Source organism: Nonomuraea diastatica, from assembly GCF_004349015.1.
Lineage (GTDB): Bacteria > Actinomycetota > Actinomycetes > Streptosporangiales > Streptosporangiaceae > Nonomuraea > Nonomuraea diastatica.
Window position 1 is genome coordinate 1 of the sequence record NZ_SMKP01000066.1, and the last position, 19190, is coordinate 19190.

Genomic DNA, 19190 nt, shown 5'->3' on the forward strand with positions numbered 1-19190 from the left:
GGGTGGGCTCAGCCGGCCAGGCCGGGGAGGACGCCGGCGTGGTGGAGGCGGTCGCGGGCGGCCGTGATGGCCTCGCCGGTCGTCGGGTAGACCTGACCGGCCCTGGACAGGCGGCCGGCCACCCCGAGCGCCTCCAGCGGCTGGTGGTGGCGGTCGGGGATGCCCGAGACGTACACCATGATGCCGCGGCGCTCGAGCTGGTCGATGGCGTCGGCGAGGGCGAGCGCCCCGCTGGCGTCGATGGTGGTGACGCGGGACATGCGCAGCACCACCACGGACACGCCGCGCACTTCGGACAGCGCCAGCAGGAAGCGGTGCGCGGCCGCGAAGAACAGCGGCCCGTCGAGGCGGTAGGTGACGATGTGCTCGGTGAGCAGGGCGTGCTCGGCCACGGGGTGCAGGTCGCGGCGGAGCGGCTCCTGGTGCAGGCGCGTGTTCCTGGCGACGGCCCGCAGCGCCAGCGCCCCGGCCGCGATCAGGCCGAGGACGACGGCCACCACCAGGTCGAGAGCCAGCGTGGCGACGGCGGTCAGGACCAGCACCACGGCGTCGCCACGCGTGGAGCGGACCATGGCTCTGAGCGTCCCGACCTCCACCATGCGTATCGAGGTGGCGACCAGCACGCCGGCCAGCGCGGCCAGCGGAATCCGGGAGACGAGCCCGGCCGCGCAGTAGACGATGACGGCGAGGATGGCGGCGTGCGCCAGCGCCGCCAGCCGGGACCCGGCTCCCGCACGGACGTTGACCACGGTGCGGGCGATCGCGCCCGTGGCGGGAATTCCGCCGAACAGCGGGGCGACGAGGTTGGCGACGCCCTGGCCGAACAGCTCCCTGTCGGGGTCGTGCCGGTGGGTGCCGCTCATGCCGTCGGCGACGGCGGCCGACAGCAGGGTCGAGAGCGCCGCCAGGGCGGCCACCGCGACGGCCGGCGCGATGAGGGACGGCAGCGCCCCCGGGTCGAGGAACTCCAGCGACGGCGCGGGCAGCCCGGCCGGCAGGTCGCCGATCCTGGCCAGCGGCAGCTCGGCCAGCTCGGCGACGACGGTGGCGGCGACCACGGCGAGCAGCGAGAACGGCACGGCGGGCCGCAGGCTCGCGCCCACGATGAGCGCCGCGGCGACGGCCACGGTGACGCACATGGCCCACCAGTGCGGTTCGGTGAGGAAGCGCACCAGTGCGTGCCAGGCGGCGACCGCGACCGTGTCGCCGCCCCCGGCGGGCACGCCGAGAGCGTGGGGGACCTGCTGCAGGCCGATGACGAGGGCGATGCCGACGGTGAAGCCCGCCACGACGGGGGCAGGCACGAGCGCGATGTACCGGCCCGCGCGCGCCAGGGCCAGAGCGATCAGCAGCATCCCGGCCATCAGGCCGACCGCCAGCACGCCGGGCATGCCGTACGCGTGCACGATCGGCACGAGCACCACCGTCATCGCCCCGGTCGGGCCGGTCACCTGCAGGTCCGAGCCGCCGAACAGCGCGGCCAGCACTCCGGCGACCACAGCGGTGGCCAGGCCCGCCGCCGCGCCGGCGCCGGAGGAGATGCCGAACCCGAGGGCGAGCGGCAGCGCCACGATCGCCACCGTGAGACCGGCGAGCAGGTCACGGCGGGGCGTCCGCCCCATGGCGGCCAGCGCGGCGCGCTCGGGCAGCACGGAACGTGCCCGCGCCCATCCGCGGGACAACACTCCGCCGATCACTTTCCGTCACCGCTCAATCCGTTTCCGTAGCCGACGATGTGCAGGGAAAGTCCGCTCACAAATCAGTCCTTTCAGGTAGGAGCCCGCCTCGCGATATCCGCATCGCCTTGACTCCGCAAAGGGTCAAGGGGCGGTCATGATATCTACCAGAAACCTTTCCCACCTGCGCGGACGTCGGCGTTCTTGCGATATTCGCCGGGTGTCAAACCATGCCATTGCTTGAAAGCCAGATGAAATCCAACCGTCGACTGATAACCGACGCGCCGCGCGATCCGGCTGTGCGGAAGCGTGCTCTCGGCGAGCAGCCGCGCGGCCTCCTGCATCCTGCGGGCGGTCAGGTGCCGCATCGGCGCCTCGCCGACGAGCTCGCGGAAGGCCGCCGCGAACGCCGAACGCGACAGCCCCGACTCCTCGGCCAGCGACTCCACCGTCCAGGGCTCGGCGAACCTGGTCTGCACGGCCAGCAGCGCCGCCCCGACGGCCGGATGCCGCAGGGCGCGCAGGATCGGCTCGCCCTCGGACAGGTTCGCGAGGGCCGCGCGCAGGGCGAGCACGAAGGCCAGCTCGAAGGCGCGCAACGCGACGATCTCCAGCCCGGGCTCCCCGCCGTCCCAGCCGCCGGCCAGCCGGTCCAGCATGTCGCCGAGCAGCGGCTCGCCGGCGATCGCCGCCCGGTCGAGTACGAGCATCTGCGGCAGCGCCCGGTAGAGCGGGGCCGCGGCGGCGGCATCGTAGTGCAGCCCGCCGCAGAGTACGGCGGTCAGCGGCCCCGGGCCGTCGATCGACACCCTGCGCGCCAGGCCCGGCTCCCGCCCAGGGAGCAGGCCGTCCAGCGGCACGGCGGGGCCGCCGGGCGCGTCGCCGAGCCGGTGGCCCGCGCCGTGCGGGAAGACGGCCAATTCCCCCGTGCCCAGCAGCACCGGCTCGGCCTCCGGCAGCTCCACCGTGCACGCGCCTTCACTGACGTAGTGCAGCAGGGCGCAGTCTTCCCGCTCGCCCGTCACGCCCCACGGCGCGCGGGCCGTCCAGCGGCTGCGGAACACCCCGCGCAGGCGGAGCGGCCCCAGCAGCTCGCTCAGCAGGTCACCATCCACCGGACGATCCTTAAGTATCGCGAGACTTTCCTTTATAGAGCGTATTGCCGCACGCCGGAAAGATGGACCCCATGAGATTCCTGGTGATCGGCGCCTCGGGCGCCCAAGGCGGCGCCGTCGCCCGCCGGCTGGTCGCGGCGGGGCACGAGGTGCGCGGCTTCTCCCGCACCGCGAACGTCCCAGAAGGGGTACGCCCCTTCCCCGGCGACCTCGGGGACGCCGGACGGGTGAAGGAGGCGTTCGACGGGGTGACGCACGCGTCGGTGGTGCTGCCCATGGAGTTCGACCCCGCCACGGTCTCCGCCTACGTGCGCCACGTGATCGGCGGCGCCCGGGCCGGCGGGGTGCGGCGGCTGGTGTTCAACACGGGCAACCGGCTGCCCGGGCGCGAGACGGGCGTGGCCGTGTTCGACACGCGCAGGACCGCGGCGGCGACCCTGCTGGGCAGCGGGGTGCCGGCGGTGGTGCTGCGCCCGCCCCTGTACGCCGACAACCTGCTGGCTCCCTGGGTGTCCGGCCCGCTGGCGAGCTCGGGCGTGCTGCGTTACCCCGTGCCCGCGCGGGTCGCCGTACCGTGGCTGACGCACGACGACCTGGGCGCGGCGACGGCCGCTGCGCTCACGCGCGACGGGCTGGACGGGCTCACGCTGGACGTGGGCGGGCCGCAGGCGCTGACGGGGCCTGAGCTGGCGGCGGCGTTCGGGCCGCGGGTGCGATACGAGGAGCAGGACGTGGACGCGTTCGAGGCGGGCCTGGCACGGATGGCGGGCGCGGAGACGGCCGCCGGGGTCGCCGGCACCTACCGGTGGATCCGTGACACGGACGGCTTCTTCGCCACCGCCCACGACGCCGGGGAGCGGCTGGGCATCCGCCTCACGCCGCTGCGCGACTGGATCGCCGCCCGGGGCCTGTCATGACGGACGCCGAGCGTGAGGTGATCCGCCATCACCGGGTGATCGAGGAGTGGCTGACCGGGGCGGCGGACCGGGCAGGGTTCGAGTCCTTCGCCGGGGCGCTCGCGCCGGACTTCACCCTGGTCGGCCCCGACGGGGTGGCGATGACGCAGGGGGAGGTGCGGGCCTGGGTCGAAGGCTCCCACGGCAGCGCGCCGGACCTCAGGATCACCATCCGCGACGTCCGTGTGGTGGCCGAATCGGGCGATCTCGTGGTGGCGGCGTACGAGGAGTGGCACAGGACGGCTCCCGGCGGGCACGCGCCGTCCCCGGCCGCGCGGGGGCGCCGGGCGACGGTGGTGTTCCGGCGCGGCCCGGGCCTGCGCTGGCTGCACCTGCACGAGACCTGGCTGGCGGCTCCGCCCGGCTGAACCCGCGGGCAGCGGGTCACAGCACGGGCATCACAGCGCGGGCAGCAGCGAGAACGCCCTCCCGGCCGCGCGAACCGCCTCGGTCTCGACCTCTCGGAGCGGCCGCCCACCGGCCAGCTGCTCCCAGGTGCGCCGGGCCAGCACCCGCTGCGTGGCCAGCACCTGCCCCGCGAGCAGGCCCGCGGTCAGGTCGTCGGTCGTCTCGGCCAGCGCCTCGGCGAGCGCCCGCTCTTCGAGCGCCATGTGCTGCAACAACCGCGCCGCCAGGCTCGGTGTGAAGAACACCATTCGGTGGTAGGCCACCACCTCGGGGTCGTCGTTGAGCCCGGTGACGGGGTCGTGCCGGGCGAGCCCGTCGAGGAAGTGGCGGCGCAGCGCCTGCACCGCCCCCTCGCCCTCCGCGCGCCGCCGCACCACGCGCGCCGACTCCCCCCGGTGGTCGGCGATGCGGTGGAGGGCGAGGTCCTCCTTCGTCGGGAAGTATTTGAACAGCGTCGGCTTCGACACACCGGCCGCCGCCGCGATCTCCGTCACGGGCACCTCGTCGAAGCCGTGCTCCAGGAAGAGCGCGATGGCCGCCGTCGAGATGGCGTCGTGCACCCGCTGCCGCTGAAGCTCTCGCAGTCCCGTCATGAGCACACCCTATCAAAGTGTTAACCTGGTTAATCTCTTAACCGAGTTAACGCTTTAGGGAGGTGCCATGGGCACGCTCGACGACGAGAGACGGTACGTCGAAGAGTGCATGGCCGGACTGCGCAGGATGGTGCAGGGCGCGCGCCACAACATGATCGTCGGCGAGACCGTGGCCGGCGACCGCTACAGCGCGGAACGGCTGGGACGCCACCTCAAGAGCCTGGCCAAGGAGCTCGGCGAGGAGCCCGAGGGGCCGCCGTTCTTCGGCCGGCTCGACTTCGGGCCGGGCTCGGCCGAGCACCGCGGCCGCGCGTACCACATCGGCCGGCGCCACATCACCGGCGAGCACGGCGGCCCGCCCGTCGTGATCGACTGGCGCGCGCCCGTCTCAAGGGCCTTCTACCGGGCCAGCGCCCGCGATCCCCAGGGCGTGGCGGTGCGCCGCCGCTTCGGCTGGTCGGGCACCACCCTGACGAGCTTCGAGGACGAGCGGCTCGAACAGGGCGAGGAGGGCGAGGAGGGCGAGAGCAAGATCCTCGCCGCCGAGATCGAACGCCCCCGCGTGGGACCCATGCGCGACATCGTCGCCACCATCCAGCCCGAGCAGGACGACCTCGTACGCGCCGAGCTGGACACCTCGATCTGCGTCCAGGGCGCCCCCGGCACCGGTAAGACCGCGGTCGGGCTGCACCGGGCCGCCTTCCTGCTGTACGCGCACCGCCGGCGCCTCGAACGCTCGGGTGTGCTGGTGCTCGGCCCGAACCGGGCCTTCCTCGGCTACATCTCCGCCGTCCTGCCCGCGCTCGGCGAGGTGGACGTCGAGCAGACCACGCTGGAGCGGCTGCTCGGCGCCGTCCCCGTCACCGCGGCCGACAGCGAGCAGGCCGCCGCCGTCAAACATGACGCCCGGATGGCGACGGTCCTGCGCAAGGCCCTGTACGGACGGATCAGCAAGCCGGTCGAGCCGGTCGTGGTGCCCGACGGCTCCTACCGGTGGCGGGTGGACGCGGACGAACTGCGCCGCTTCGTGGACGACACCCGGCGCGAGACGCTCCCGTACGCCGTCGGGCGGGAACGCGTACGCGCGAGGGTGGTCGAGTCGATCCGGTGGCAGGCCGAGACCCGCGGCCAGACGCCGAACGCCGCCTGGCTGCGCAAGATCGGCCGCGGCGTCACCTCGTCGCTCGACGTGCTCTGGCCCGCCGTCAAGCCCGTGGAGGTCCTGTACGAGCTGCTGCGCGGCCCCGGATCCGGCCCCGATCCGGCCGCAGGCGTGTTGACGGACGCCGAGCGCGCCGCCATCACCTGGGACAGGCCGTCCCGCAGCGTCAGGAGCGCCACGTGGTCGGCCGCCGACCTGGTGCTGCTCGACGAGCTGGCCGCCCTCGTCGAGCGCCCGCGCGGCTACGGGCACGTCATCGTGGACGAGGCCCAGGACCTGTCGCCCATGGAGTGCCGGGCGGTGGCCAGGCGCAGCGAGCACGGCTCGCTCACCGTGCTCGGCGACCTCGCCCAGGGCACCACCCCGTGGGCCGCCACCTCGTGGCGGGAGCGCATGGAGCTGCTCGGCAAGCCGGACGCCCGGGTCATCGCCCTGACCACCGGCTTCCGGGTGCCCGCGGCGGTGGTCGACCTGGCCAACACGCTGCTGGCGGCGCTCGACGTGGAGGTGCCCGCGACGCGCTCGTACCGCGCCGACGGCCGGCTGCGGGTGACCCGGGTGGCGAACCCGGCCAAGGGCGTGGTGGCGGCGGTGCGCGAGGCGCTGGCGTTCGAGGGCTCGATCGGCGTGATCGCGGCCGGCGCGGACGTGGAGGAGCTCGCGGCGGCGCTGCGGGACGAGGGCGTCGCCGCGAGCGAGCGGCTGACGGTGCTGCCCGCCGCGATGGCCAAGGGGCTGGAGTACGACCACGTGATCGTGGCCGAGCCCGCCGCCGTCGCCGAGGCGGAGCGGCGCGGGCTGAACCGCCTGTACGTCGCCCTCACCCGGGCCGTCTCCCGGCTCGACATCGTGCACGCGCGTCCGTTGCCTCCCCAGCTCACCCGGCCCCGCTGAAGCCGCATGGCTGCCGATCCGGCCCACCGGCTCGACAGGGCCGCCGGATCGAGGTGTGATGTGGTTCACGCCTCCGAGAGGAGCCAGCGCAGTGACGACCTCCCCTGAGCCGCCCCACGGCGACGAACCTCCGCCCCGATGGTCGCAGCCGCCGCCCTACTCGCAGCCGCCCCAACAGCCGCGGCCGGCCAACCAGGTGTTGTCGATCATCGGGTTCCTCTGCGCCGCGGTCGCCGTGCTGTTCGTCCCGATCGTGTTCGGCCTGGCCGGCATCGTGCTGGGCATCGTCGGCCACACGCGCGGGGAGCCTCTGGGCAAGTGGGCCGCCGTCGCCGCCGGGGTGGGGATGATCCTGGGTTTCCTGCTCGGCATCCTGGTCACGAGCAGCATGTCCGCCTGATCCGGCACATCGCCACGCCCGGTGGGGCCGCGTACGGGCGGGCGCTGGAGCTGGCGGGCACGGCGCCGGAGCGGGAGTTCCTGCGCCGGCGCCGTGCCACGGTCGGCGCACGTCACACGCGCCGTGAGATCCTGGTGGCGTGCTGTCGCCCATTGACGTGCTGCGCGAGCAGATCATCGCCCATCTGGCCGCCTTCGACCGCAGGCAGGTGCCGCCGGTCGGCGGGGTGCGCAGGGCCGCCGTCACCGTGTGCGTGCTGGAGGACGCCGAGCGCCGCCCGTACACGATCCTGATCAAGCGGGCGCCGCACGGCCGCAACCCCGGGCAGTGGGCGCTGCCCGGCGGGCGGCTCGACGACGGCGAGCGGCCCGTGGACGCGGCGCTGCGTGAGCTGGCCGAGGAGACCGGCGTCGACAGCGTCGAGGTGGCCGGGCTGCTCGACGACTTCGTCACCGACTCGGGATTCGTGATCACGCCGGTGGTGGCGTTCGGCGGCCGGCAGGAGCCGGTGGCCGACCCGCGCGAGGTGGCCTCGGTGCACGCGGTGCCGCTGGAGCGGTTCCTGGCGCCGGGGGTGCCGCGCTGGAAGGGCAAGCTGCTGCAGATGCCGCTGGGCCCCTCGATCGTGATCCACGCGCCGACCGGGGCGATTTTGTGGCAGTTCGCGGAGGTGGCGCTGCGTGGCCGCGAGCAGCGGGTCTTCGACGTCGCGCAACCACATTGGACACGAACGTGACCGATTCTTTGGGGCGTATGGAATATGCGTCGCCGGATGTCCGTTAGCATCGAATGGCCGATGTGGTCTGTGTCCCCCGGGCCGCAAATTACCGCCTTCACGGAATACCGTTCGGCTGGAGCCGTGTTGTGCATCTCGCCGAGGAGGCGACCGCCACATCGGCCTTAACAGCTTTTCCAGGCGTCCCGCCCACCGGCGGGGCGCCTGCTTTATGGTGGGGTGGCCGACCGCCCGATGATCGCAGGAGAGCTCGTTGCTGTACGAAGTGGTCAAGTTCGCCGCCGCGCCGCTGGCACACGCCATGTGCCGGCCGCATGTCACCGGTGCGGCCCACGTGCCGAGGAGCGGGCCCGCGATCCTGGCCGCCAACCACCTGTCGGTGCTCGACTCGTTCCTGCTCCCCGCGCTGCTGCCGCGGCACGTGACCTTCACCGCCAAGAACGAATACTTCGACGGCAACCCGGTCTCCGGGTTCTTCATGCGGCTGGGCGGGAGCCTGCCGATCGACCGCGAGAGCGCGCACTCCGCCCAGGTCATGCTCGACGAGGCCGCCGCGCTGCTGGAGCGGGGCGAGTTGTTCGGCATCCACCCCGAGGGCACCCGCTCCCCCGACGGTCGCCTCTACCGCGGCAAGGTCGGCGTGGCCTGGCTGGCGCTCAAGACGGGCGCCCCCGTGCTGCCCGTGGCGCTCAGCGGCACAGAGAAGGTGCTGCCGCCCGGGGCCAGTGTGCCGAGGCCCGCGCGGATCGGCATCGCCATCGGGGCGCCCCTGCGTTTCGATGGCGACCACACCAAGGCACGTGACCGCCGCCGGGTGACCGATGAGATCATGGCGGCCGTTCAGAAGTTGTCAGGGCAGGAATACGTGCCGGCCTACGCGTCGAGCCTCAAGGCCGCCGCCAACGGCACACCATGAGCCGGGCCGTCCGGCGTCGATGACGAGGGGGCTGATCAGTGGCGCGGGGTCGTACGATCGCGATCGTGTCCGTCGCCGCCGTGCTCGCGGTGGGGGCCGCGGGCGGCGGCGCCTACTACGTGCTGCACACCAGGGGCACGCCCGCCGAGACGGCGCAGCGCTTCGCGGCCGCGTGGCAGGCGGGCGACAAGGCCGCCATGGCGGCCGAGCTGGCCGCACCGCAGCAGTTCAGCGCGTACGACCAGCAACGCGAGGCGCTCGCGGTGGAGTCGACCGTGATCCGGCTGGGCCAGGTCACCGAGGGCGACGATCGGGCCAGCGCCCCCTACACCGCGACCCTGACGCTGAAGGACATCGGCACCTGGGTCTACGAGGGCGAGATCGACCTCAAGGTGGCCGACCGCACCTGGAAGGTCGACTGGAAGTCCACCACGCTGCACCCGTCGATGACCGAGGGGGCGTCGTTCGAGGTGAAGACCCACTGGCCCGAGCGCGCCGAGATCACCGACGCCGAGGGCGGGCGCATCGACACCGGCACGGTCGGCGGTTCCGTGCAGCAGCTCGTCGGCTATCTCGACAAGGCCTCCAAGAAAGATGCCGCCAAGCTCGGCTCAGCCTACGAACCCGGGCAGACCATCGGGCACCACGGACTGCAGAGGACGTTCCAGAAGCAGCTGGCCGGCACACCGTCCACGGAGATCATGCTCGGCGGCAAGACCCTGGAGACCATCGAGGGCAAGGACGGCGAGCCCCTGCGCACCACGCTCGACCCGAAGGTGCAGGACGCCGCGGTCGACGCGGTCAAGGACATCGAAAAGCCCGCGTCGATGGTGGCGATCAAGGCGTCGACCGGCGAGATCCTGTCCGTGGTCAACAACAAGGGCGGCTTCAACCGGGCGCTGGACGGCCGCTATCCGCCCGGTTCGACCTTCAAGGCGGTCACCGCGATCGGGCTGCTGGCGGCCGGGGTGTCGGCGCAGGACAAGGTGACGTGCCCGCAATACGCGACCGTCGGCGGGCTGAAAATCCGTAACTCCGACAAGGCGGAGTTCGGGTCGGTGTCGTTCCTCGACGCGTTCGCCCACTCGTGCAACACGACGTTCGCGCCGCTGGCGCAGCGGGAGCTGGGCGCCGACAAGCTGCTGGAGGCGGCCGAGTCCGTCGGCTTCAACCAGCCTCTCAACATCGGCGTGCCGGCCACCGACGCCGGCTTCCCCAAGGCCGAGTCCGACGCCGAGCTGGCCGCGGAGTCGTTCGGGCAGGCCAGGATCACCGCGAGCCCGCTGTCGATGGCGTCGGTGGCCGCCGCCCTCGCCGACGGCACGTGGCGGCCGCCGACGCTGGTGCCCGAGCTCAAGCAGAAGGCCTCCGAGCGGAAGCTGCCCGAAGGGGTCAAGGACGCCCTGCACGCGATGATGTCGGCCGTGGTGACCAAGGGCACCGCCAAGGCGGCCGGGCTGCCCGCCGGCACTCACGGCAAGACCGGCACCGCCGAATACGGCACCGGCGAGAAGCTCGACAGCCACGCCTGGTTCATCGGGTTCAAGGACGACGTGGCGTTCGCGGTGGTCGTGGAGGGCGGTGGCGGCGGCGGGTCGGTGGCCGCCCCGGTGGCGGCCACCTTCCTCAAGGGCCTCTGAGCCGGGCTCAGATGAGGAACTCGCGGATCTCGGCGGCCACCCGTTCCGGCCGCCCGCGCCGGGAGGCGTTGCAGGTGGCGCTGTGGCCGAGACCCGCCAGCTCCACCCGACGGGCGCGCGGCAGCACGCGCTCCAGCGCGTCGAGCGCCATACGCAGGTAGGCCGGGCTTCTGGCGCCGCCGAGCAGCAGCACCTCGGCGTCCACCGGCCGGTAGGCCACCGGATCGCCGGCCGTGGCCGTTTCGGCCACCACCTGGACGTCGTAGTGCAGCGTCGGGGCGAGCTCGTCGAACGTCGGCTCCCCGTCCGTCTCGTCCCTTTCCTGCCGCTTCTGCGCCATGACGGTGAGCCGCTCCAGCAGGACGCGCGGCATCATCATGAAGATCGGCGGGCCCATGCGGGTGGCCCGCATGCCGGTGACCAGCGCCGCCGTGGTGTCGCCCGCGGCGATCTCGCGGTCGAAGCGGGGCAGCCAGTCCGTCGGGTTGGAGCCGGCGATGTCCAGCGGGGGTTCGAACAGCACGATCTTGTCGAGGGCCGAAGAGGTGAGGGCGGTGCGCAGCGCGATGATGGCGCCCGAGCTGATGCCGACGGCGTAGCGGGCGCCGGTCGCCGTCAGCAGGGCGTGGAGGTCCTCGGTCTCCCGCTCGACGCCGTAGGCGGGACCGTACGCGCCGCTCATGCCGCGGCCTCGGCGGTCGGGCAGGTAGCAGGTGAAGTCGTCCGAGAGCGCCTGGGCCAGCTCGATCTGGCTGCGGCCGACCTGCATGGTTCCGTGCAGGACAACGAGGCCGGGGCCGCGGCCGAGCCGGTGGTAGCCGATCGTGGTGCCGTCCTTAGACGTCACGTCGCCCATGGTGGTGGTGGTCGTCATGCGTGGCTCCCATGGTGGTTTCAGCCCGTGAAGGGAGCCCGGCTATTGTTGCGAGTGCCATCTCGTGGCCGGGGTCCGCTTCGCGGATTCGCGGTGCGAGGTCTCCCGGCGGCGGTGCTGCAACACCCCCGCCGGGTTTTTCTTGGTGCGGCCGTGCCTGCGGTGGCCGCTGCCTGGTTGTTCAGTCGGTGCGGCCCCTCTCGGCGAGGTCCGCCACGTCAGAGGGCATCCGGCCCGTGCGGTGATAGGCGCGCCACTCCTCCAGGCCGGGGAACACGCCTCCGCCGAGGTCCGCCAGCAGCGAGCTCACCCAGCGGGCCTGCGCCTCCCGCATCGCCAGCGCGTACTCCGACTCCAGGAGGAAGAGCCGGGGCAGCTCGCCACGCTGTTGATCCAGCCCCCGGCGGTCGTCGCCGATCTGGCGTCGCAGCTCATCGAGGCGCTGCCGCAGCAGTGCCGCGACCTCGTCGGGACCGAGCCCGCCCATCACTGACAGCCCGGCCTCGAACGCCGACGGCTCCCGCTCGGGGGCCGACAGCAGCTCGCGGGTCCAATCGTCGGCCTCCTGGCGGCCGGCGTCGGTGACGCGGTAGATCGTGCGCTCCGGCCTGGCGCCCTGCCGCCCGCTCTCCACGACCTCCAGCAGGCCGTGTTTCTCCAGGTTGCGGACCACGGTGTAGAGGGAACCCCATTTGATCGGCATGTCCTGGTCCTTGCCGCGCGCCCGCAGGACCGAGGCCATCTCGTAGGGGTGCATCGGCCGCTGGACGACCGCGGTCAGCACGGCGAGCGCCATCAGGTTTCCGACCCGTCGCCGCTTCGGCATCTCGCTCACCTCCTACTCGTCTACGAATATACGCTTACGAGTATCAGGCGGTAAAGACCGTCACCGGGACGGGGTCGCCTCGTCGTAGTCGAGGCCGAGCTTGGGGGCCATCTCCCGCAGACATTCCTCGAAGACCGGTTCCAGGTCGGAGTAGGCGAAGCTCAGCTGGTTGAGCACCTCCATGCAGAGCAGGCCGTACAGCCTGATCCAGCACGTCAGGAAGACGTGCACGGCCTCCACCGGCATGTCCACCCCGGATGAGTCCGCGTACACGCGCAATTGCTCCGCGATGGACAGATGCAGCTCCCCGGGCGCGGGCACCGGGAACGGGCGCGCCTTCCACAACTCGGCGACCTCCTCCAGGAAGACCTGCTCGAAGTCGCGCCCGGCCAGCTCGCGCGGCGAGTCGGGCCGCCGCTCGGCGGTGATCGGGCTGGCGAACACCCAGCCGAACTCCGCCTGATGCATGATCGCCCAGCCGCGCATCGCCCGGCACGCCGCCAGGAGCCGGCGGCCGTGCTCGTCCGGCGGGCAGGAGTCGCGCGCCGCCTCCACCACCGCCGTGAGCTCGCGGAAGAAGTCGGCGGTCACCGCGCCGACCAGCTCGTCGTGCCCGGCGAAGTAGTGGTAGAGCGCCGGCCCGCTCATCCCCATCTCCCTGGCCACGGCGTTGATCGTCACGGCGGCCGGGCCCTTCTCGATCAGCAGCTTGCGCGCGACCGCGCGGATCTCCGCCAGCGTCGCCTGCCTGACCCTGTCGCGCCTGCTTGGCCCCTGCGCGGCCATAGTCCACCCTCCCCCGGGACACGAACGGTGCCATCCTAGGGTATCTATGGTTCCCTAATAGAAGTAGGGAATCTTAGCGCTATTAAGGATCAAGGCGGACCGACGACTTGGCGGTGACGGAGTTCTCCGGTGACCGTGGTTCACCCGAGCTACGACGCGTGATCATATGGCGAACCGCGCGAGGTCGGTGCGTACGCCTTGCCGCATGTCTCGCTCCAGGCCGAGCCGTCCATGCCCCGGGGGATCGCGTTGAAGATCCGGCTCCGCGCGGTGGGGAGCGCACGGAAGGCCGTGCAGCGGAGCGTGACTCAGAAGGCGGTGACCCAGAAGGCCGTGACCCAGAAGGCCGTGACCCAGAAGGCCGTGACCCAGAAGGCCGTGACTCAGAAGGCCGCGGCCAGGGCCAGAGCGGCGGCGGCGTCGAGACGGAGCACCATGATCAGGAGGGTGGCGATGAGGGTCGCGATGAGCAGCCAGCTGATCAGGATGATCACCGTCGAGCGGCGTGGCCTGCGCGCGGCACCCGGCGGCCGCTGGGTCTTCGACTCGCTGCGACGGACCCGCTCGTTGAACGACTCGAGCCGAGCCACGAGTCGCGGGTCGTCGTCGACGAGGTGCTGCTCGATCTCCGCCAGCATCCGCTCCTCGTCCTGCGACCAGGCCATGGGTGCACCTCCCGAACGCAAGCTCTTCAGGCGTGTTTCTGCCCAACCATGAAGATCATTAGCCCCCGCCCGACCGGGTAATTGCCACCTCTTTTCCTTTGCGATCATGCTCGAATCTTTGTTCTAATCATGGGATGCGCTGGGACAACCTGCGCCTGGCCGCGCCCGGTCAGGACGATCCGGCCATGCCGCTGTTCGCCCGCGGCGCGGTCACCCGCACGTTCGACACGCCCGAGTTCAAGGGGATGATCTTCTACGAGATCCAGGCCCGGTCCATCATCAACAAGGTGCCGGGGGCCAGCCGGGTGCCGTTCGAGTACACGATCAACCCCTACCGTGGCTGCAGCCATCGCTGCGTCTACTGCTTCGCCCGCAGGACGCACGAATATCTGGACATGGACGCCGGAGCGGACTTCGACTCGAAGATCGTGGTCAAGGTCAACGCCGCCGAACTGGCCCGCAAGGAGCTGGCCGCACCCCGCTGGGGTGGTCACCATATCGCGATGGGCACCAACGTCGACTGCTACCAGCGGGCCGAGGGCCGCTACCGGTTGATGCGCGGGATCCTGGCCGCGCTGCGCGACGCCGCCAACCCGTTCTCCATCCTGACCAAGGGCACGCTCATCCTGCGCGACCTCGACCTGCTGACCGAGGCCGCCGGTGTGACCGACGTGAGCGCCGGCGTCTCGGTCGGGTTCGTCGACGCCGGGCTGTGGCGGGCGATCGAGGCGGGCACGCCCCACCCGCGGCGACGGCTGGAGACGTGCGCCACTCTCAACGACAACGGCATCGCCTGCGGCGTGCTGATGGCGCCGATCCTGCCCTACCTCACCGACTCCCCCGCCCAGGTGGAGCGCACGGTCAAGGAGATCGCCGAGTCGGGCGCCACCCACATCGCGCCCATCGTGCTGCACCTGCGGCCGGGGGCGCGCGAGTGGTGGCTGGGGTGGCTCTCGCGCGAGCACCCACGGCTGGTGCCGCGCTATCTGGAGCTCTACGGCAGAGGGGCCTACGCGCCCAAGACCTACCAGGCGCGCGTGACCGGGCTGGTCAAGGAGCTGGCCGAGCGCCACGGCGTCGGCCGCGCCACCCCTGCCATGGCCCGCCGCGTCCCGCCCCGCCGCCCACCCGGCCCGGCCGAGCCCGAGCAGCTCCGCCTCCTGTGACCACCGCACGCGCCATGCACACCCATCGCGGTCGCCGTCAGCCGTCGTCCGGAGGAGGCGGCGTGCACGCGGAGCGGAGGGCCGCGACGGTCAATGGCCGGACGGTCCCAGATGGGCGCGCTCTCCCTGCGCTCCGAACAGGGTGAGCAGCTCCGCAGGCCGGCTGTCGGCGCTGCCGATGGAGTGCGGTATGCGGGTGTCGAACTCCGCGGCCTCCCCGACGCCGAGCAGGAACTCCTGCTCGCCGAGCACGAACCTGACGTGTCCGTCGAGGACGTAGAACCACTCGTATCCCTCGTGGGTCTGCAACGTCATCGTGGACGTCCGGCCGGCGGGTGGATAGATCACCTTGTAGGCCTGGATCCCACCTGCCCGCCTGGTCAGCGGCACCAGCACCAGCCCGGATCGCCGTACCGGCCGCAGGTGGATGCGCGGATCGCCGGTCGGCGGGGCCGCGACCAGGTCGTCGAGCGGCACGCCGTGCGCCCGGGCCAGCGGCAGGAGCTGCTCCAGGGTGGGACGGAGCTTGCCGTTCTCCAGACGGGACAGGGTGCTGGCTGTGAGGCCGGTCTCGTCGGCCAGCTCCGCCAGCGTGGTGCCGCGCGCCCGGCGCAGGGCACGCAGACGCGGCCCGACTCCCGTCAGAACGTCTCCTACAGAATTGTCCATCGCCCGATAATGCGCATCCGCAACTTTTCTTGCAACCTGGAAATGGCGGTAGCGATGCTGTCGGTACATCGTCGGCGTCGCGGGCGCGTATCGGATCACGCTCGGCACGCCGACCGGCGAAGGGACATCTCTGATGGATTCCACCCGACACCAACGGCCCACGGCCGGCGCCCGGGACGGCCAGGGCACGGCGGCGGAGCAGGACGCCGAGCTGTTCTGGGAGCGGCACTACCGCGCCCGGCGCTCCTGGGCCGGCGTCAACCCGCTGCTCGCCGAGACCGCCGCGCCGCTGCGCCCCGGCGCCGCCCTGGACCTGGGTTGCGGCGCCGGGGGCGACGCCATCTGGCTCGCCCGGCAGGGCTGGCACGTCACCGCCGTGGACATCTCCACCACCGCCGTCGAACGGGTACGGGAACGCGCCCGCGATCTCGGCGTCGCGGACCGGGTCGTCACCGAACAACACGATCTGGCCAGGAGCTTCCCGGCCGGGCGGTTCGACCTGGTCTCGGCCCAGTACTTCCACACCCCGTTCCCGTTGCTCCGCAGCCGGGTCCTGCGCACCGCCGCACGGGCCCTGCGTCCCGGTGGTCTGCTGCTGATCGTCGACCACGGCTCCACCGCGCCCTGGTCGTGGAACCAGGATCCCGACACCCGCTACCCCGCACCCGCCGAGATCGCCGCGGAACTCGACCTCGACCCCGCGCGCTGGTCCGTCCTGCGCGCCGACATGCCCAGCCGGCGGGCGACCGGACCCGCCGGCGAGAGCGCCACCGTCATCGACATCGTCCTACTCGTCCAGCGAACCGCCAGATGACCGCCCGAACCACACGACGTCACGTCGGAACGGAGTGACCCCCATGCCGGACAACAACGCGCGAGGTTCCGGGAAGCGGGCGAAGGACGCCACGCCCCCGCGGACCGGCGCCGACGAGAAGGCCACCCTGAGGGGCTTCCTCGACTATCTGCGGAACGCGATCGCGTACAAGGTCGCGGGCGTGCCGGAACCGCACGTCCGAACGGGCGGGGTGCCCTCGGGCACCAACCTTCTCGGGCTGCTCAGGCATCTGGCGTTCGTCGAACGGTTCTACTTCCTCGGCGAGGACGTCGGCGACTGGCCCGCGACCATGCGGCCGTCCCCCAAGGACACCGTCGACGGCGTGCTCGCCGACTACCGGAAGACCGTCGAGCGAGCGAACCAGGTCATCGACGCCTGCCCGGATCTGGCTCTTCCCGCTCCGCGGCCCACCCGCCCAGGGCCGGCGCCCTCGATGCGATGGGTCCTGGTGCACATGATCGAAGAGACCGGCAGGCACGCCGGCCACGCCGACATCCTGCGCGAGCAGATCGACGGATCCACCGGCCGCTGACCTCGCTCCGCAAGGAACCGGCCGTGCGGAGGCGCGGGCGGAAAAGGACTGGCTCGGGCGCCGTGCCAGGTGTCAGCATGGGCGGCACTCAACCCCGACGATCAGGAGCATGAGATGCGGCGCCGCCTCGGAATCTCCCAGCGCCCCATTGGCACGAGAGTTCTCGAGGACTTCCTCACCCATGCATATCCTGAACATCGGCATTCTCGCGCACGTAGACGCGGGCAAGACCAGTCTCACTGAGCGACTGCTGTTCGAGACCGGCGCGATCGACCGGCTCGGCAGCGTCGACGACGGCAGCACCCAGACCGACACCGGCGAGATCGAACGCCGCCGCGGCATCACCATCCGCACGGCCGTCGCCTCCTTCACCCTGGACGACCTGCAGGTCAATGTGGTGGACACGCCGGGTCACGCCGACTTCGTGGCCGAGGTCGAGCGGGCTCTCGGCGTGCTCGACGGCGCCGTGCTGGTGTTGTCGGCCGTCGAGGGCGTCCAGCCGCACACCCGGGTCCTGATGAAGTCCCTGCGCAGGCTGCGCCTGCCCACGTTGATCTTCATGAACAAGATCGACCGGTCCGGCGCGAGAGAACGGGACCTGCTGGCCGACATCCGGCGGCGGCTCTCGCCGCACTGCGTCGCGCTCAACACGGTGCGCGGCCTCGGCGGCCCGGCCGCCACGACGCAGCCCGTCGCCTCCATGGAGGAGGCGGCCGAGGTGCTGGCCGAGCGGGACGACGGACTGCTCGAACTTCTCGTGGACGGCAAAGCGCCCGACGTCCAGCAGGTACGCGCGGCGCTGGCGCGGCAGTGCGCCGACGGGGCGGCCCATCCGGTGGTGTTCGGCTCCGCGCTGACCGGGCAGGGCATCGGTGACCTGCTCGACGGCATCGGCCTGCTGCCCGCCACCCGCCGGTCGGCCCACGGCGGCGCGCGCCGGGGGGTGCGGGCGAGCGTGTTCGCGATCGAGCGGGGCCCGTCCGGCGAGAAGGTGGCCTACCTGCGGATGCGCGCGGGCGTCCTGCGCACCCGCGAACAGCTGACCTTCCACCGCGGCCGGCACGAGTACGCCGGCCGCCTGACCGCGCTCACCGTCATCGGCGCGCCGGGAGAGCGACAGGCGGTGGCCGGCGACATCGTCAAGGTGCGGGGCGTACCGGAAATCCGCGTCGGCGACCACCTGGGCGCGCCGGGCCCGGCCGGGCAAACCCACTTCACGCCGCCCGGTCTGGAGACCGTCGTACGCGCCCGCGTCCCGGGCCAGGAGTCGCGCCTGCACGCCGCTCTGCTCGCGCTGGCCGAGCAGGACCCGCTGATCGCCACCCGTACGCTGGCCGGCGGCGACACCTCCGTCCTGCTGTACGGGGAGGTGCAGAAGGAGGTCATCGGCGAGACGTTGGCCAGGGATTTCGGGGTCGAGGCCGACTTCGAGCCGAGCCGCCCCGTCTACTTCGAACGTCCCGCGGGCACCGCCGAGGCGGTCGAGGAGATGCTGCGCCACGGCCCCAACGCGTTCATGGCCACGGTCGGCCTCCGCGTCGAGCCGGCCGCCCCCGGCTCAGGCGTGGCTTACCTCATGGAGGTGGATCTGGGATCGCTGCCGGCGGCGTTCCATCGGGCCATCGAGGAGAGCGTGCGCCTGACGTTGCGCGCGGGCCCGCACGGCTGGCCGGTCACCGACGTCACGGTCGCGCTCACCAGGACCGGCTACGACGCGCCGACGACGGTCGCGGCCGACTTCCGCGGCCGCACCCCGATCGTGTTGTCGGAGGCGCTGCGCCGGGCGGGCACCACGGTGTACGAGCCGTGCCACCGCTTCGAGGTGGAGGTGCCGCTGGAGTCGTTCGGCGCGGTCACGGCGAAGCTGGCGGTGCTGGGCGGCGTCCTGCGCGACACCCGCAGGCAGGACGACACCTGGGTGCTGACGGGTGAGATCCCGGCGGCCGCGGTGCACGAGGCCGAGCAGCGGCTACCGGGCCTGACGCACGGCGAGGGCGTGTGGTGGTCGGAGCCGTCGGGCGACCGTCCCGCCCGATAGGCGGTATGTCGGATTTCTTCGCTAGTTGGGTAGTAACGCACGTGGTGCACCAATAGGGGTGCACCACGTCCGTACACGGGGGGATTCCCATGGCTGACACGAAGAAGAAACCCGCGGCCAAGACCGGCAAGTCGAAGAAGCAGGCCATCAAGACGAGCAGGCAGGCAAAGGAGACGAAGAAGGAGACCAGGAAGGCTCCGGACGAGGGGTGACCCTGGCCGGACGGCGGGCGGCCAGGGGCACCCGCCCGCCAGGCCGGACACCATGACCGGACAGCCGAGGGAGCCGCGCCTCGGCTGTCCC

20 protein-coding genes are annotated in these 19190 nt (G+C 72.1%); 12 read left to right on the forward strand and 8 right to left on the reverse strand.

Annotated elements, in window-relative coordinates; translation table 11 throughout:
• Positions 1-8 precede the first annotated feature (8 nt).
• The gene (locus tag E1294_RS23035) at positions 9-1622 is read right to left on the reverse strand and encodes a SulP family inorganic anion transporter (protein WP_132511463.1); all 1614 of its coding nucleotides are present in this window, start codon (positions 1620-1622) and stop codon (positions 9-11) included.
• 218 nt (positions 1623-1840) lie between these two features.
• The gene (locus tag E1294_RS23040; protein ID WP_246083205.1) at positions 1841-2791 is read right to left on the reverse strand and encodes an AraC family transcriptional regulator; all 951 of its coding nucleotides are present in this window, start codon (positions 2789-2791) and stop codon (positions 1841-1843) included.
• A gap of 71 nt (positions 2792-2862) precedes the next feature.
• Between E1294_RS23040 and E1294_RS23045 the strand changes: the two genes are divergently transcribed.
• Positions 2863-3708, forward strand: a complete 846-nt coding sequence (locus E1294_RS23045) for an SDR family oxidoreductase (protein WP_132511380.1) — start codon at positions 2863-2865, stop codon at positions 3706-3708.
• Positions 3705-4115, forward strand: a complete 411-nt coding sequence (locus tag E1294_RS23050; RefSeq protein ID WP_132511382.1) for a nuclear transport factor 2 family protein — start codon at positions 3705-3707, stop codon at positions 4113-4115. Before E1294_RS23045 ends, E1294_RS23050 begins: the two co-directional genes overlap by 4 nt.
• A gap of 30 nt (positions 4116-4145) precedes the next feature.
• Here E1294_RS23050 and E1294_RS23055 read toward each other — a convergent pair whose 3' ends face one another.
• Positions 4146-4748, reverse strand: coding sequence for a TetR family transcriptional regulator (locus E1294_RS23055; protein WP_132511384.1), 603 nt, complete (start codon positions 4746-4748; stop codon positions 4146-4148).
• 67 nt (positions 4749-4815) lie between these two features.
• Here E1294_RS23055 and E1294_RS23060 point away from each other — a divergent pair, with 67 nt between their 5' ends.
• The 5 genes from E1294_RS23060 to E1294_RS23080 all read left to right on the forward strand — a co-directional run bounded on the left by E1294_RS23060 (position 4816) and on the right by E1294_RS23080 (position 10496).
• Positions 4816-6804: a HelD family protein gene (locus E1294_RS23060; protein WP_132511386.1), complete on the forward strand. Its 1989-nt coding sequence runs from the start codon at positions 4816-4818 to the stop codon at positions 6802-6804.
• Positions 6805-6895: 91 nt separating this feature from the next.
• The gene (locus E1294_RS23065; RefSeq protein ID WP_132511388.1) at positions 6896-7204 is read left to right on the forward strand and encodes a hypothetical protein; all 309 of its coding nucleotides are present in this window, start codon (positions 6896-6898) and stop codon (positions 7202-7204) included.
• 139 nt (positions 7205-7343) lie between these two features.
• Positions 7344-7940 (forward strand): NUDIX hydrolase, encoded by a 597-nt coding sequence (locus tag E1294_RS23070; protein WP_132511390.1) that lies wholly within the window; start codon positions 7344-7346, stop codon positions 7938-7940.
• A 253-nt stretch (positions 7941-8193) separates the two neighbouring features.
• Positions 8194-8856 carry a lysophospholipid acyltransferase family protein gene (locus E1294_RS23075; RefSeq protein WP_246083206.1) on the forward strand — a complete coding sequence of 221 codons (663 nt, stop codon included), beginning with the start codon at positions 8194-8196 and terminating at the stop codon, positions 8854-8856.
• 65 nt (positions 8857-8921) lie between these two features.
• Positions 8922-10496 (forward strand): penicillin-binding transpeptidase domain-containing protein, encoded by a 1575-nt coding sequence (locus E1294_RS23080; protein ID WP_246083207.1) that lies wholly within the window; start codon positions 8922-8924, stop codon positions 10494-10496.
• Positions 10497-10503: 7 nt separating this feature from the next.
• On the opposite strand, the gene E1294_RS23085 is transcribed toward E1294_RS23080, so the two are convergent.
• The 4 genes from E1294_RS23085 to E1294_RS23105 form a co-directional block, all read right to left on the reverse strand.
• Complete coding sequence (locus E1294_RS23085) at positions 10504-11370, reverse strand: alpha/beta fold hydrolase (protein ID WP_132511394.1); 867 nt, start codon at positions 11368-11370, stop codon at positions 10504-10506.
• A gap of 181 nt (positions 11371-11551) precedes the next feature.
• Positions 11552-12196, reverse strand: coding sequence for a PadR family transcriptional regulator (locus E1294_RS23090; RefSeq protein WP_132511396.1), 645 nt, complete (start codon positions 12194-12196; stop codon positions 11552-11554).
• A gap of 60 nt (positions 12197-12256) precedes the next feature.
• A complete protein-coding gene (locus E1294_RS23095) occupies positions 12257-12982 on the reverse strand; it encodes a TetR/AcrR family transcriptional regulator (protein ID WP_132511398.1) in 726 nt (241 codons plus the stop codon).
• Positions 12983-13365: 383 nt separating this feature from the next.
• Positions 13366-13647, reverse strand: a complete 282-nt coding sequence (locus E1294_RS23105) for a DUF3040 domain-containing protein (RefSeq protein WP_132511400.1) — start codon at positions 13645-13647, stop codon at positions 13366-13368.
• Between the two features lie 134 nt (positions 13648-13781).
• On the opposite strand from E1294_RS23105, the gene E1294_RS23110 reads away from it, so the two are divergent.
• Positions 13782-14813 (forward strand): Rv2578c family radical SAM protein, encoded by a 1032-nt coding sequence (locus E1294_RS23110; RefSeq protein WP_132511402.1) that lies wholly within the window; start codon positions 13782-13784, stop codon positions 14811-14813.
• Positions 14814-14903: 90 nt separating this feature from the next.
• Here E1294_RS23110 and E1294_RS23115 read toward each other — a convergent pair whose 3' ends face one another.
• Positions 14904-15482: a helix-turn-helix domain-containing protein gene (locus E1294_RS23115; RefSeq protein ID WP_132511404.1), complete on the reverse strand. Its 579-nt coding sequence runs from the start codon at positions 15480-15482 to the stop codon at positions 14904-14906.
• A gap of 133 nt (positions 15483-15615) precedes the next feature.
• On the opposite strand from E1294_RS23115, the gene E1294_RS23120 reads away from it, so the two are divergent.
• The 4 genes from E1294_RS23120 (at position 15616) to E1294_RS57280 (ending at position 19099) form a co-directional block, all read left to right on the forward strand.
• Positions 15616-16296 carry an SAM-dependent methyltransferase gene (locus E1294_RS23120; protein WP_132511406.1) on the forward strand — a complete coding sequence of 227 codons (681 nt, stop codon included), beginning with the start codon at positions 15616-15618 and terminating at the stop codon, positions 16294-16296.
• Between the two features lie 43 nt (positions 16297-16339).
• Positions 16340-16849: a DinB family protein gene (locus E1294_RS23125; RefSeq protein ID WP_132511408.1), complete on the forward strand. Its 510-nt coding sequence runs from the start codon at positions 16340-16342 to the stop codon at positions 16847-16849.
• 181 nt (positions 16850-17030) lie between these two features.
• Positions 17031-18887, forward strand: coding sequence for an elongation factor G (locus tag E1294_RS23130; RefSeq protein ID WP_132511410.1), 1857 nt, complete (start codon positions 17031-17033; stop codon positions 18885-18887).
• An 89-nt stretch (positions 18888-18976) separates the two neighbouring features.
• The gene (locus E1294_RS57280; RefSeq protein WP_281284160.1) at positions 18977-19099 is read left to right on the forward strand and encodes a hypothetical protein; all 123 of its coding nucleotides are present in this window, start codon (positions 18977-18979) and stop codon (positions 19097-19099) included.
• Positions 19100-19190 lie beyond the last annotated feature (91 nt).